The 13,866-nt window shown below is 47.1% G+C and carries 15 protein-coding genes; all 15 read left to right on the forward strand.

Annotated features, from left to right (window positions below):
- Positions 1-20 precede the first annotated feature (20 nt).
- The 15 genes from recD2 to H615_RS0111655 all read left to right on the forward strand — a co-directional run bounded on the left by recD2 (position 21) and on the right by H615_RS0111655 (position 13,865).
- Entirely contained in the window at positions 21-2,351 is a 2,331-nt protein-coding gene (recD2, locus tag H615_RS0111585) for an SF1B family DNA helicase RecD2 (protein WP_035532020.1), read from the forward strand.
- A 13-nt stretch (positions 2,352-2,364) separates the two neighbouring features.
- Complete coding sequence (locus tag H615_RS0111590; RefSeq protein WP_027955307.1) at positions 2,365-3,186, forward strand: TIM barrel protein; 822 nt, start codon at positions 2,365-2,367, stop codon at positions 3,184-3,186.
- A 48-nt stretch (positions 3,187-3,234) separates the two neighbouring features.
- Positions 3,235-3,411: a hypothetical protein gene (locus tag H615_RS22565; RefSeq protein ID WP_169516199.1), complete on the forward strand. Its 177-nt coding sequence runs from the start codon at positions 3,235-3,237 to the stop codon at positions 3,409-3,411.
- Between the two features lie 6 nt (positions 3,412-3,417).
- The gene (locus H615_RS0111600) at positions 3,418-4,485 is read left to right on the forward strand and encodes an AI-2E family transporter (RefSeq protein ID WP_027955308.1); all 1,068 of its coding nucleotides are present in this window, start codon (positions 3,418-3,420) and stop codon (positions 4,483-4,485) included.
- A 333-nt stretch (positions 4,486-4,818) separates the two neighbouring features.
- On the forward strand, positions 4,819-7,455 hold the full coding sequence (alaS, locus tag H615_RS0111605) for an alanine--tRNA ligase (protein ID WP_027955309.1): 2,637 nt from the start codon (positions 4,819-4,821) through the stop codon (positions 7,453-7,455).
- Positions 7,456-7,518: 63 nt separating this feature from the next.
- Entirely contained in the window at positions 7,519-7,791 is a 273-nt protein-coding gene (locus H615_RS0111610) for an IreB family regulatory phosphoprotein (RefSeq protein ID WP_027955310.1), read from the forward strand.
- A complete protein-coding gene (ruvX, locus tag H615_RS0111615; RefSeq protein WP_027955311.1) occupies positions 7,788-8,204 on the forward strand; it encodes a Holliday junction resolvase RuvX in 417 nt (138 codons plus the stop codon). Before H615_RS0111610 ends, ruvX begins: the two co-directional genes overlap by 4 nt.
- A 13-nt stretch (positions 8,205-8,217) precedes the next feature.
- Positions 8,218-8,502: a DUF1292 domain-containing protein gene (locus tag H615_RS0111620; protein WP_027955312.1), complete on the forward strand. Its 285-nt coding sequence runs from the start codon at positions 8,218-8,220 to the stop codon at positions 8,500-8,502.
- A gap of 188 nt (positions 8,503-8,690) precedes the next feature.
- Positions 8,691-9,815: an endolytic transglycosylase MltG gene (gene mltG / locus H615_RS0111625; RefSeq protein WP_027955313.1), complete on the forward strand. Its 1,125-nt coding sequence runs from the start codon at positions 8,691-8,693 to the stop codon at positions 9,813-9,815.
- Positions 9,816-10,067: 252 nt separating this feature from the next.
- Entirely contained in the window at positions 10,068-10,709 is a 642-nt protein-coding gene (locus H615_RS0111630; protein ID WP_027955314.1) for an O-methyltransferase, read from the forward strand.
- 34 nt (positions 10,710-10,743) lie between these two features.
- Entirely contained in the window at positions 10,744-11,397 is a 654-nt protein-coding gene (gene udk / locus H615_RS0111635; protein WP_027955315.1) for a uridine kinase, read from the forward strand.
- A gap of 162 nt (positions 11,398-11,559) precedes the next feature.
- Positions 11,560-12,036: a transcription elongation factor GreA gene (gene greA, locus H615_RS0111640; RefSeq protein ID WP_027955316.1), complete on the forward strand. Its 477-nt coding sequence runs from the start codon at positions 11,560-11,562 to the stop codon at positions 12,034-12,036.
- Between the two features lie 157 nt (positions 12,037-12,193).
- Entirely contained in the window at positions 12,194-12,865 is a 672-nt protein-coding gene (locus H615_RS21835; RefSeq protein ID WP_051254689.1) for a YrrS family protein, read from the forward strand.
- 16 nt (positions 12,866-12,881) lie between these two features.
- Entirely contained in the window at positions 12,882-13,571 is a 690-nt protein-coding gene (gene mtnN, locus H615_RS0111650; RefSeq protein WP_027955317.1) for a 5'-methylthioadenosine/S-adenosylhomocysteine nucleosidase, read from the forward strand.
- A 66-nt stretch (positions 13,572-13,637) separates the two neighbouring features.
- Positions 13,638-13,865 carry a YrhC family protein gene (locus H615_RS0111655; RefSeq protein WP_027955318.1) on the forward strand — a complete coding sequence of 76 codons (228 nt, stop codon included), beginning with the start codon at positions 13,638-13,640 and terminating at the stop codon, positions 13,863-13,865.
- Position 13,866: the final 1 nt, after the last annotated feature.

Here is a 13,866-nt window from a genome sequence, read left to right on the forward strand (position 1 = left end):
AACGAAGGAGAACGATGGATATGACTCAACAATCCTTTTTTAGCGAAATGAATGAAGAAGAACGTCCCTATGTCAAAGGGGAGCTCAATCGGATGATTTTTCACAACGAGTCGGAGCATTTTTCCATCGCCTCTATCAACGTGAAGGAGACGAATGAGGCCTTTGAAGAAAAAACGCTTGTCATCAAAGGGCATTTCTCGCCGTTGGAAGAAGGAGAGACCTATATCTTCCACGGATCATTCACAGATCATAAGAAATTCGGGAAGCAGTATGAAGTGGAAATGTATAACCGGGTGCTTCCTGAAACAAAGGACGGCCTCATCTTATACCTTTCCAGTGACCTGTTTCACGGGATTGGAAAAAAAACCGCCGAGCGGGTGGTAGAGACCCTTGGTGAAACAGCGGTCAGCCGTATTCTCGAGGACAGGGGTGTGCTGGATCAAGTTCCGAAACTGCCGAAGGAACGGGCGGATCAGCTTTATGAGGCCTTGAAAGAGCATCAGGGATTTGAGCACGTCATGATTCATTTGTCCCAGTACGGTTTCGGTTTGAAGCTTTCTCAGAAAATCTATGAAGCGTTTAAGGATCGGACGCTTTCCATTATTGAAGAGGATCCCTATCAGCTCGTCTTTCACGTAGAAGGATTCGGTTTCCACCGGGCGGACGAGATGGCACGGATGCAGAACCTTTCCTACGACCATCCAACGAGAATACGGGCCGGCTGTCTGTATGTGATGCAGAAAAGCATGAGTGCCGGCCACGTCTATCTTCCAACGGAAGAATGCCTTGTCCAGGTGGAGAGCCTGTTGAACCATGGAACGGACACAGCCATCACCTTCGACCAGCTGTCTGAGCAGATCATCCACCTTGGCGAGGATAAGTTCATCTATATCGAAGATGACCGTCTCTATCTTCCTTCTCTTTATTTTGCAGAGAACGGCTTCCGCGGTCATATCGAACGGATCATGGAGGAAGAGGTTGAAGTCACACACACGCAGGCGGACTTAATGAAGATCATCGGTGATCTGGAAGAGGAAGAGGCGATGAGCTATGGTGAAGATCAGTTCAATGCCATCGAAAAAGCTCTTACCTCCAAGTTGATGATTCTTACCGGCGGTCCGGGAACTGGAAAAACTACTGTAATTAAGGGAATTATCCATACGTATGCTTCCTTGAACGAGGAAACGGTGGACCCGGAGGATTACAGTGGGGATAAGACCTTTCCGTTCATTCTTGCTGCTCCGACAGGACGGGCGGCTAAACGGATGACCGAATCGACGGGACTGCCGGCGAGTACGATTCACCGGCTCCTTGGCTGGGATGGTCACGACTCCTTTGAACGGAACAGAAACAATCCACTGGAAGGGAAGCTGTTGATTGTAGATGAATTTTCGATGGTGGATATCTGGCTGGCCAATCAGCTGTTCCGAGCCATTCCCAACGACATGCAGGTGCTTCTTGTAGGAGATGAAGATCAGCTGCCTTCTGTCGGCCCCGGACAGGTGCTCGCTGATTTACTGGCTTCTGATCAGCTGCCTTCTTCCAAACTGACCGAAGTGTACAGACAGAAGGAAGGATCGAAAATCATCCAGCTGGCCCATGAAATCAAAAATGATGCCTGCACACAGGCGTCGCTTCAAAAAGAACATGATTTCAACTTTATCCCGGCCAAAGAACACCAGCTGGCCGACCTTGTCACTAACATTGTAAAAAAAGCCATGGATAAAGGCATTGATGCGAAGGAGCTCCAGGTGCTTGCCCCGATGTACCGGACCGATGTCGGGATCCATAAGCTCAATGAAACGATTCAGCAGACAGTGAACCCGCAAAAGAAGCAGAAGCGTGATTTAAAGCATTTTGAAGTGACTTACCGTAAAGGGGATAAGGTGATTCAACTTGTCAACCAGCCGGATGATGGTGTCTACAACGGCGATATCGGGGAAGTAGCGGCTATTTTCCGCGCGGAGGAAAACGTCGATGGTGTAGAACAGGTTGTCGTAGATTTTGACGGCAAGGAAGTTGTGTATCCGAAGAAGGAATTGAACAGCATTATGCATGCCTACTGTACGTCGATTCATAAGTCACAGGGCAGTGAATTTTCCATTGTTATTCTTCCTGTGGTGAGGAGCTACCGGCGGATGCTGCGTAAAAATCTGCTGTACACGGCGATTACAAGATCCAAACAGTCCCTTATTATCTGCGGGGACAAAGACGCCTTTTTAGAAGGAATCCGGACGACCGATACGAACACGCGGTATACGAGACTTAAAGACAAGCTGCAGGAACAAAGCACACCTGAGATCCAGCCTGAAGAGGAAGAAGAGCAGCTGTCTCCTTATGACTTTATGTAGGAAGGGGATTGCATTGAATCATAGACTAGGACTGTCAGGAAGTACGATATTATCTGATCCGGACCAGCTTTCTTTTTTATTTGAACGAGGTCTGGACCATGTCGAAATTGGAGAATTCCCGGATGAAGCCTCTTATCAGACGTTCAGGCAGATGACCAATGATCATCACCTCGAAAGCTTCGGCATCCACTCTCCTTTAATCAGGGGAAGGAGCAAGTACGACTTGATTGAACATGTCGCTATGGACCCGGAGCAGGCCAGGGAGGCCTTTGAGCAGGAAGTGGCCCGTCTCGCTGAACAGGGGGCGGCCTATGTGCTTGTTCATTTTCCCTATTTTGCGGGAACCTCAACCAACCCTTCACAACGAATCGAAGAAGGGTTGAAATTTTTACATAGATTGAAAGAAACCTATGCTCTGCCAATTGTCTGTGAGCCAAAACTCGGTCGGAACCGTTCAGGTAAAGGAGTGGAATACTTACGGCAGTTCCCTGTTGAACTGTGGAAGCGTTATGGTCTGGATATCTGTGTCGACCTTGGAGACTACCGGATGGCGGCAGGGGAGAAGTGGCGCGCGTATGTGGAGCCTCTCCTGCCTTTTGCGTCTGTCGTACATCTTCACAATGTCTGTTATATCGAAGACAAGTATTTCTGGATTCCGCTTCATCCGGACAAAGGGAAATGGAATGGGGCGTATGACATGGAGCCAATGCTGCAGATGCTTGGTGAAGGCAGAGGGAAATACTTCATATTCGAACATACCCCGCACGTGAATCCAACACCCGAAGAAGTGGACGAAGGAATCCGCTGGGTGAAGGACGTGCTCGGCGGGGTATGAATTTCCGTTATGAGGACATACTGATGGGTAAAAAAAGGAGTATGTCCTATGCGGTGCCCGAATTGTAACAATAAAAATCTGGGGAAAATCGGTAGTGAGCAGTATTACTGTTGGAACTGCTGTCTGGAGCTTTCAGTCGAGGATGGGAAAATCAATATCAACCAGATCGAAGAGGATGGCAGTCTCAGTTCCCTGAATGATATCTTTTACCAACAGGGATCCTGATGTTTCATGGGTGAGCGTTCTTCCAAGTGGCTCAAACGATTAACCATCTTCTTTGTTACCTTGTTGTCCCTGCTGCTTCTGGCCTGGCTTTTTCCTTATTATGACCAGGGGCTGGCAGTGATCGGGAAGGTTCTTCTCCCTTTTGCTGCGGCCCTCGTGCTTTCACTCCTGCTCCATCCATTGGTGCATGGGCTTGAGGAAACCGGTGTACCCCGACCCATAGCCATTCTGGTCATCTTTCTGGCTTTTTTTACGTTGGCGAGCTATGGGCTTTATAAAGGGATTCCGAGGCTGCTGGATCAATTGAAGCTTCTGAATGAGCATCTTCCGGCTCTTGTGGAATCGTATCAAGGCTGGACGAAGGAGTGGTATGCCCAGACCGAGCGTCTGCCGGACGGGATTCATAAAAAACTGGATCAGCGTTTTGAAGCTTTTGAAGGATGGATCAGTCAAAAAGTGATGACGGTTTTCACCGGAATCAGCGGTCTTTTCAATATGATTCTGCTTCTTGCTGTTATTCCTGTAATGACCTTCTACTTTTTGAAGGATTATAAAATGATCGGACGGTACTTACTCACCCTGCTTCCGCGAACGTGGCACAGCGAAGCTGGGCGTCTTGCTGTTCAGCTGAATCACTCACTTGGCGGCTACATCCGGGGGCAGCTGCTTATCAGTCTTGTTGTCGGGGTGCTGGCAGCTATTGGTTTTTGGCTGATCGATCTCCCCTATCCGCTCGTTCTCGGATTGATTGCAGGGCTCACTAATATCATTCCGTATTTCGGTCCAATCCTTGGGGCCGTTCCTGCTGTTGTGGTCGCTGTAACCGTTTCGGTGAACAGCCTGCTCCTTACCCTTCTCGTTGTCATCCTGATTCAGGTGATTGAAGGGAACCTTTTATCTCCCTATATTATGGGCCGAAGTATCCATACCCACCCCTTGTTCATCATCTTCGCCCTTCTACTGGGAGGGGAAATTGCGGGGATTCCCGGCTTGATTCTGGCTGTGCCGGTTTTGACGTGTCTGAAGGTGATTGTCGATGAAGTGCGGGCTGGAAGGCTCCATATTGACAGATGAAGAACACTTCCCTATAATTACGCTTAGCGTAGACTTTTTGAACGAAGAAAACGATGAAGGAAACGAGTAGGTGCCTTATTCATGGACAGAGAGGCGTGTTCCCGGCTGTAAAACACGCTGCATGATCGTGCTGAACGCTATTCCCGAGTGCGGTTAATCCCCGCCGTAGTCATGCCGCGTTACAGGCATTCCAAGCTGACAGGTGCAGAACCTGTAACCAGGGTGGTACCGCGGAAAAGCTCCCGTCCCTGCCGATGAAGGCAGAGGCGGGAGTTTTTATTTTTCTTCGTTCGTTACGGTCTCTCTATATATACTTAAGGAGGCAGCTTTATTATGAGAAATTTGACATCTGCTGACGTGCGTCAAATGTTTCTGGACTTTTTCAAGGAAAAGGGCCACAGCGTAGAACCCAGTGCATCACTCGTTCCCCACGAAGATCCGACGCTTTTATGGATCAACAGTGGTGTAGCGACATTGAAAAAATACTTTGACGGCCGCGTGATTCCGGATAACCCGAGAATTGTCAATGCCCAGAAATCCATCCGTACCAACGATATTGAAAATGTCGGCTTTACCGCCCGTCACCATACGTTTTTCGAAATGCTTGGCAATTTTTCCATCGGCGATTATTTCAAGAAAGAAGCGATGGAATGGGCATGGGAATTCCTGACGAGTGACCAATGGATCGGCTTTGATCCTGAGAAGCTCTCAGTAACTGTTCACCCTGAAGATGACGAGGCGTTCCAAATCTGGCGGGACAGCATCGGACTTCCAGAAGAGCGCATCATCCGCATTGAAGAAAACTTCTGGGATATCGGAGAAGGCCCGAGCGGCCCCAACACGGAGATTTTCTATGACCGCGGGGAAGCGTTCGGCAGTGACGCCGGTGATCCTGAATTGTATCCAGGCGGTGAAAACGAGCGTTATCTGGAGATCTGGAACCTTGTATTCTCCCAGTTTAACCACAATCCGGATGATACCTACACGCCGCTTCCGAAGAAAAACATTGATACAGGGATGGGGCTTGAGCGGATCGTCTGTGTGATCCAGGAAACAGAGACGAACTTTGAAACAGACTTGTTCAAACCGATTATCGAAGCGACAGAGACTATGACGTCACACAAATACGGCGACAGCGTCGAAGGAGATTCTTCCTTCAAGGTCATCGCGGACCATATGAGAACCGTCACGTTCGCTGTCAGCGATGGAGCTCTGCCTTCAAACGAGGGGCGCGGCTATGTCCTCCGCCGACTGCTGCGTCGTGCGGTACGATTTGCTAAACAGATTGGTATTGATAAGCCGTTCATGTATAAGCTTGTCCCTGAAGTTTCCAATATTATGGTGGATTTCTATCCAGAAGTGAAGAAGAAAGAAGCCTTCATTCAGAACGTGATCCAGACAGAAGAAGAACGTTTCCACGAAACGCTGAACGATGGTCTTCAGATTCTTTCTACCATCATGAAAGAGGAAACGGAAAAAGGAAGCACCGTATTCCCTGGAACGGAAGTGTTCCGTCTGTATGATACGTACGGATTCCCTAAAGAACTGACAGAAGAGTATGTAGCAGAAGCCGGCTTTACCATTGATGAAGCAGGTTTTAAGCAGGAGATGGAGAAACAGCGGGAACGTGCCCGCAGTGCCCGTCAGAAAACCGATTCCATGCAGGTCCAGGACGGTGTGCTTGGTGAGGTCCATGTAGACAGTACTTTTGTTGGGTATGATCAGCTTACGGTTTCTTCCACGTTGGTGGAATTAATTAAAGACAAAGGTTTCGCCGAGAAGGCAGAGGAAGGCGACACCGTTTATCTTTTCTTGTCAGAAACACCATTCTACGCTGAAAGCGGCGGACAGATGGCGGATAAAGGCTGGATAAAGACAAATCACGGTGTGCTTGAAGTGACGAATGTCCAAAAAGCTCCGAACGGACAGCACATGCATGAAGCGTTCGTGAAGGAAGGAACGATTGAAAAAGGGGCGGAGGTCACAGCAGAGGTCGACCAGGGCAGCCGTTCGTTCATTGTGAAGAATCATACGGCCACCCATCTGCTGCATCAGGCACTGAAAGATGTCCTTGGTGAGCATGTGAACCAGGCCGGCTCTCTTGTCGCTCCAGATCGTCTGCGTTTTGATTTCTCTCACTTTGGAGCAGTAACCAATGAAGAAATGGAAAAAATCGAAGCGATCGTCAACGAAAAAGTATGGCAGTCCATCCCGGTTTCCATTGAAATTAACTCCATTGAGGAAGCTAAAGCCAAAGGAGCGATGGCGCTCTTTGGTGAAAAGTATGGCGACACGGTCCGCGTCGTTCAAGTAGGCGACTACAGCCTGGAGCTCTGCGGAGGCTGTCACGTCCTGAATACAGCGGAAATCGGCCTGTTCAAGATTGTATCTGAATCGGGCATCGGGGCAGGAACACGCAGAATTGAAGCGGTCACGGCTAAAGATGCATATCTTTACATGAATCAGAAAGCTTCTGTCCTGAAGCAGGCCGGAGCTCTATTGAAAACGTCTCCGGAGCAGGTGCCGGAACGCATTGAAACCCTTCATAAAGAAATGAAGGATCTTCAGAAGGAGAATGACTCCTTGAGCGCGAAGCTGTCCAATATGGAGGCATCCAGCATTCTTGATGAAGTGGAGCAGGTGAATGGTGTAAACGTGCTTGCGAAACAGGTGGATGTAAAAGATATGAACGCATTGAGAACCATGGTGGATGATTTGAAACAGAAAATCGATTCAGGCATTATTCTTCTGGTTGCTCCAAATGGAGAAAAAGTTCAGTTGATTGCCGGGGTTTCCAAGGATTTGGTCGAAGAGGGCTATCATGCCGGCAAATTGATCAAAGAAGCCGCCACTCTGTGCGGCGGCGGAGGTGGCGGTCGTCCGGATATGGCTCAGGCCGGCGGGAAAGACGCTTCCAAGATTCCGGATGCCCTGCAGTACGCCAAAGAGTACGCCGGTCAAAACTCCTAGTTTTTCCTGGACGAGATTTAGGTATATAATGGAGTAAATACATTTATGTGTGAGGTGACCGAAATGAGTTCAATGGATAAAACGATGCGGTTTAATTTTTCAGAAGAACCCTTCGATCAGGATGTTCAGTCTGTACTGCTTTCTGTTTACGGGGCGCTGCAGGAGAAGGGGTACAATCCGATCAACCAGATTGTCGGCTATCTGCTTTCCGGTGATCCTGCCTACATTCCCCGTCATCAGGATGCGAGGAATTTAATCCGTAAGATTGAACGTGATGAACTGATCGAGGAACTGGTCAAATTTTACATTAATGAGAATAAAGAGGGCAGTAAATGAAAAAAATAGGTTTGGATGTAGGCGAAAAAACGATAGGCATTGCTATATCGGATGCCTTAGGCTGGACAGCCCAGGGGCTTACAACACTTCACTGGGATGAACAGGACTATTCTACAGCGCGGGCAGAGCTGAAACAGATCATTGACGATCATCAGATTACGGAAGCTGTTGTCGGCTTTCCGAAAAATATGAACGGCACGGTCGGCCCGCGCGGAGAAGCCAGCCAGGTTTTCGCCTCCTGGTTGGAACAGGAATTTCAGCTCACTTCCCATCTCTGGGATGAGCGGTTAACGACGATGGCAGCAGAACGTGTGCTGCTTGATGCTGATATGAGCCGGAAAAAAAGAAAGAAAGTCATTGATAAAATGGCAGCGGTCATGATTTTACAAAGCTATTTAGATTCGAAACAATGAGGAGGATGTCTGTATGGCATTAGAAAAAGAAGAACGCATTATTATCCCTGATGAGAATGGGGAAGAGCATTTATTTGAAGTCTTGTTCACCTTTGATGTGGAAAAGACGGGACATTCCTATATTGCTGTTATTCCAGCTGAACAAAAGGATGGCGAGGAAGTAGAAGTCTTTGCTTTCCGTTTTGAAGAAAAAGGCAACGAGGAAGACGATCTTGCTCTTTTCCAGATCGAATCAGATGATGAGTGGGAAATGGTTGAGGAAATGCTCAACACACTGACAGATGAAAATCTGACGTAATGCATGAAACGATAAAGCTGCCGGGATCTCCCGGCAGCTTTTTTGTATGGGCATGATTGTTTTTGTATACCCTTGAGAAGAAGAAACTTATCACTGTCGGTCTTCGGATATTGTTGAAAATTCCGGGAATATGTAGAAAGATTCTCTCTACTTATAGTATAATGTACCGGATGAAAGGAGGAAGTCCGTTGTCTAATTCTGACTTTAAATCCCAATACCAAAAGAAATTGAAAAATAGAATAGAAGAAGCCGGCAAAGTGAGAAAAATTGTCGCCATTATTCTTACGGTTTTCACACTTGTGATTCTTATCGTAGGAATATCCGGATACCTTTATGTGAAATCCGCACTCGAACCTGTGGATCCAGGAAATGATAAGCAGGTGGATGTGGAAATCCCGCTCGGTTCCTCTACTTCCAATATCGCTTCCATCCTTGAAGAGAACGATATCATCAAAAATGATATGATTTTCCGCTTCTATACAAAATTCAAAAATGAATCCGGTTTTCAAGCTGGAGACTATCAGTTCACATCCTCCATGACATTGGATGAGGTGATTGAATCTCTGAAATCAGGAAAACTGGTGAAGGATCCCGCTCTTACTGTCACTGTTCCGGAAGGACAGAATGTAGAGCAGATTGCGGCCATTTACGCAGAGGAATTCTCCTTTACTTCCGAAGAATTCATGGACAAAATCAATGATGTCTCTTATGTGGAAACGCTGATGGAAGATTACCCTCAGCTGCTGACCGAGGATATCCTTGATGAGGATATCCGTTATCCGCTGGAAGGATACTTATTTGCAGCCACCTATCCGATGTATGTCGAGGATCCAAGCATAGATCAAATCGTGAGGAAAATGCTGGATCAGACGAATAAAGTAGTCGCCCCCTACTACAGCCAAATCGAAGAACTGAATGATATAGAAAATGTCCACGATTTAGTGACCATGGCCTCCCTGTTGGAAAATGAAGCACGGACAGCAGAGAGCCGCCAGAAGATATCCGGTGTTTTTTATAACAGGCTGGAAGAAGATATGATGCTGCAGACCGATCCTACGGTCCTTTATGCGAAAGGTGAGCACCAGGAAAAGGTCTACTATAAGGATCTGGAGATTGAATCACCTTACAACACATATCATGTGAAGGGCCTGCCTGTCGGCCCGATTTCCAACTTCAATCAAAACTCCCTTCAGGCAGCTGTGGAACCTGTAGAGCATAATCATTTGTATTTCCTCGCAGACAGTGAAGGGGAAATTCATTATGCTGATACGCTGAAAGAGCATAATGAGCTGAAAGAAAAATACATCAATTAAATGGCTGCGCATCAAGTGAACAAGGGCAGCTTAGAACGGGACACTCCTTCATGAGTGTCCCGTTCTTTTCTCTACTTCATGAAAACAAAGAAGAATGACCTTACTACCCTTCTTCAGCCTTTCACAGGCAACGTTCTGAAGTTTCTGTAAACGAATGCAGCTCCAAAGAACAATGGCGTTACCTAAGAGATTTGTGTTAAAATAGTGGGGTTGTAAAAACGATGTAAATTTGATGTGAAGGGATGAAGCAGGATGGAGCAGGAGAATTACCTACAGTCGTTGCTCTCTAAGCCTTCCAAATCATTTCAAGATATGGAGTCGTTCGCTGAAGAACATAATATACCGATTATGGAGCCGTTGGGAATGAACTTCCTTATGCAGCTGATCCGAATGCAGAAGCCGGAGCGGATTCTGGAAATCGGGACAGCCATCGGCTATTCAGCCCTGTGTATGCTGGAGGCCTATCCTGCAGCCCGTATTACGACCGTTGAAAGAGATGAATGGCGCTATAAGCAAGCCTTGAAAAATATAGAAAACATAGAGGCCGGGGACCGTGTTTCTGTCATCTTTGGGGATGCGCTGGAAACAGGGGACCAAGCACGTGAAGAAGGGCCGTATGATGTGCTGTTCATTGATGCAGCCAAAGGGAAGTATGAGGAATTTTTCCACTTGTATGCCCCGATGCTGAAGGATGACGGAGTCATTATTACGGATAACGTTCTATTTAAAGGCTATGTTGCTGATGACCGGGAAGCCAGTCCACGGATGGCAAAAATAGCAGGTAAAATCCGTAAGTTCAACGAATGGCTTGTCAAGCACCCGGACTATGATACAACGATTGTGCCCATCGGGGACGGCGTTGCCATTACAAAGAAGAAAAGCAGTCACAGCTGACTCGCGGATGGGATGAAAGGAGAACCACGTAACTATGAACGATAAACCGGTAGTCATTGGTGTAGCGGGGGGAACAGGTTCTGGGAAAACGAGTGTAACCAGATCCATTATCCAGCGCTTCACGGATAAAACTTTATTGATGATCGAACAGGATTATTATTATAAGGATCAAAGCGATGTACCTTTTGAGGAGAGACTTGAAACGAACTATGATCATCCTCTTGCTTTTGATAATGACCTGTTGATGGAACATCTCCAGGAGCTGATCGACCAGAAATCCGTTGAAAAGCCGGTGTATGATTATAAAATGCATACCCGTTCGGATGAGACGATTCACGTGGAGCCGAAGGAAGTCATCATTGTCGAAGGGATCCTTGTTTTGGAGGATGAGCGCCTCCGTGATATGATGGATATTAAAGTGTTTGTCGACACAGATGCTGACGTCCGGATTATCCGCCGCATGATGAGAGACATTAATGAGCGGGGACGCACCCTGGATTCGGTTATTGAGCAGTATATTAATGTCGTCCGCCCGATGCATCTTCAATTTGTAGAACCTACGAAGAGGTATGCGGATATCATCATTCCAGAAGGTGGACAGAACCACGTGGCTATTGATTTGATGGCTTCGAAAATCCAGACGGTCCTCTATGAAAAGGGTTTACTGATAGACGAAGAAAATAGTTGAAATACTGGCAAAAATCTGGCATAGTTTTCAATAGTAGTTCTAAAATTTTATGTCCTCGGGTAAAGTATAGTAAATCTCTACAATGAGCGTACAGATGTACTGCTCATTTCCTATATTAAGGACATCTCATTTTTTCTTGTACTAAAGGAGTGTAGACGGACCATGGCAGAAGAAAAAAGTTATTATATGACAGAAGAAGGAAAACAGAAGCTCGAAGATGAGCTTCATCACCTGAAAACAGAGCGCCGTAAAGAAGTGGTGGAACGGATTAAGATTGCCCGCGGCTTCGGCGACCTTTCCGAGAACTCGGAGTACGATGCAGCCAAGGACGAGCAGGCCTTTGTTGAAGCACGGATTACACAGGTGGAAAATATGATCCGCAATGCTGTTATTATTGAGAATGACAATCAGAACCCTGATACGGTAACAATGGGTAAATCCGTAACCTTCAAGGAACTTCCTGATGGAGATGAGGAAACGTATACCATTGTCGGCAGTGCAGAAGCCGATCCTTTCGAAGGGAAAATCTCCAACGATTCCCCGATGGCCCAGAGCCTGATCGGCCACGTTGTCGGTGATAAAGTGAAAGTAGCCACACCAGGTGGAGAGATTGACGTTCAAATCATTACGGTGGAATAGAACGAAAGACAGGGGATGCCCCTGTCTTTTTCTTCATCTGCATTTATAGACCAAAGGGGAGCTGTTATTCCCCGGGAAATAGAGAGGACCTTGGATGGATTGGTCATAACAGCCGGATATTGTATAATGTACGGCGTATTCGAAGGAGGAAATGAACATGGCAGATAAGCATACATCCGAGTCCCGTACCGGGCGTTTTGAAAAAAAACGTCAATGGACCAAACGACTTCCGTGGCTTGCAGGAGCGGCCGGGGTATTTGCAGTGCTGTTGATTTCTTTGATGTTATTTAACGGAAATGATCAGACCGGACAAGCTCAGAATCCGGAGGAAGAACAGCAGGAGGACACTGCAAAGGATGAAACCCAGGAGGAACAAGAGAAAGAAGCTGAAAAAGAACCTGAGGAAGAAGCCGATCCTGACAAAACAAGTGTGTCCCTGGAAGGTTTTGAAGAATTGGAGCCGATTAAGGAAGAGGAAGGCCTGCAGATAGAAGAAAGTGACGATCCTAACGTTGAGAGTGTCGTAACTAAGGACTGGCCGGTTATTCCGACAGAAATGGATACAAACGGCAGTCACAGCATTTCGTACAATGAGGGTACCCAGGACTATAAAGAGCTCCAAGAAGCTGCCAGGAGCGCTGTGAACCTTTCTGAGGACAATATTATTTACTGGTGGATTGGAAACGATGGCGGCCCGCAAAAAGCTGTAGTCACCGTTTCTGATAAGAATAAAACCGGATATCTTCGTGTACATGTCCAATGGGTGGACAACGAAGGGTACAAACCGGTGAAGCTGGAAGTACTAAAAGAAAAAGTCGTGGAAAGATAGAAAGGACGTATGGATGATGGCGATTGGAATTATTGGAGCGATGGATGAGGAAGTCGAACGCCTGCAGACAGAAATGACAGATAAAGTTGAAAAAGAAACGGCTGGAAGCTTGTTTATCGAAGGAATGCTGCGTGGAAAAAAAGTCGTTCTCCTTAAATCAGGAATCGGCAAAGTCAACGCAGCTGTTTCGACAACCATTCTGCATGAGCAGTATGAGATTGAAAGTGTCATCAATACCGGATCCGCCGGTGGTTTCGCTGAAGACCTGGAAGTCGGAGATATTGTCGTATCCGACTTCGTCACGCATCACGATGTTGACGTAACAGCTTTCAAATACGCCTACGGCCAGGTGCCGGGTATGCCGGCGATGTATGAGGCGGACACTGTCCTGGTGGAAAAAGCGATGAAGGCGGTCGGGAGCACAAATGCCCGTGCGGCCAAAGGGATTATTGCGACCGGTGATTCCTTCATGCAGGATCCGGAGAGAGTGGCCTTGGTCAGGAGCCGCTTCCCGGAAATGATCGCTGCGGAGATGGAAGCGGCAGCAATCGCCCAGGTTTGCTACAAATACGGCACACCTTTTGTTGTGCTTCGTGCGTTATCCGACATAGCCGGGAAAGAGTCTTCGATTTCCTTTGATCAGTTTCTACCGGTTGCTGCCGAAAATGCAGCACAGATGATCATGACGATGATCGAAGCGGATTGACAGTCATTTCCACCTTTTTTGACAACTTCTTTATGATACGATGATGGAAATCGGGAGGTGGAGGAGTTGTCATCCAGGGAAGCTCCAGCCGTGAAATTAAAAGACTATCGAAGATTTGTTTTAACACTTATCATTTTAAACGCTTATCTTTATGCAGGAGCGTTGATCAGTCTGTATGTGTATGAATCCCGGGCTCATTTATATATGTACCCCGTGATATCCGCTTCATCTGCGGCTGCCTTTTTCATGATTCTTAAAATGAAAAAGTGGAAACAGCAGACGCTCGAGGAATAAA

Origin of the sequence: Halobacillus kuroshimensis DSM 18393 (assembly GCF_000425705.1) — a bacterium.
Classification (GTDB): Bacteria; Bacillota; Bacilli; order Bacillales; family Halobacillaceae; genus Halobacillus; species Halobacillus kuroshimensis.

What these genes read in the sequence shown, in the direction of transcription:
- recD2 (WP_035532020.1), top strand. Translation starts at nt 21, where the DNA reads ATGACTCAACAATCCTTTTTTAGCGAAATGAATGAAGAAGAACGTCCC.
- H615_RS0111620 (WP_027955312.1), top strand. Translation starts at nt 8,218, where the DNA reads ATGGCATTAGAAAAAGAAGAACGCATTATTATCCCTGATGAGAATGGG.
- udk (WP_027955315.1), top strand. Translation starts at nt 10,744, where the DNA reads ATGAACGATAAACCGGTAGTCATTGGTGTAGCGGGGGGAACAGGTTCT.
- mtnN (WP_027955317.1), top strand. Translation starts at nt 12,882, where the DNA reads ATGGCGATTGGAATTATTGGAGCGATGGATGAGGAAGTCGAACGCCTG.
- H615_RS22565 (WP_169516199.1), top strand. Translation starts at nt 3,235, where the DNA reads ATGCGGTGCCCGAATTGTAACAATAAAAATCTGGGGAAAATCGGTAGT.
- ruvX (WP_027955311.1), top strand. Translation starts at nt 7,788, where the DNA reads ATGAAAAAAATAGGTTTGGATGTAGGCGAAAAAACGATAGGCATTGCT.
- greA (WP_027955316.1), top strand. Translation starts at nt 11,560, where the DNA reads ATGGCAGAAGAAAAAAGTTATTATATGACAGAAGAAGGAAAACAGAAG.
- H615_RS21835 (WP_051254689.1), top strand. Translation starts at nt 12,194, where the DNA reads ATGGCAGATAAGCATACATCCGAGTCCCGTACCGGGCGTTTTGAAAAA.
- H615_RS0111610 (WP_027955310.1), top strand. Translation starts at nt 7,519, where the DNA reads ATGAGTTCAATGGATAAAACGATGCGGTTTAATTTTTCAGAAGAACCC.
- H615_RS0111600 (WP_027955308.1), top strand. Translation starts at nt 3,418, where the DNA reads ATGGGTGAGCGTTCTTCCAAGTGGCTCAAACGATTAACCATCTTCTTT.
- alaS (WP_027955309.1), top strand. Translation starts at nt 4,819, where the DNA reads ATGAGAAATTTGACATCTGCTGACGTGCGTCAAATGTTTCTGGACTTT.
- H615_RS0111630 (WP_027955314.1), top strand. Translation starts at nt 10,068, where the DNA reads ATGGAGCAGGAGAATTACCTACAGTCGTTGCTCTCTAAGCCTTCCAAA.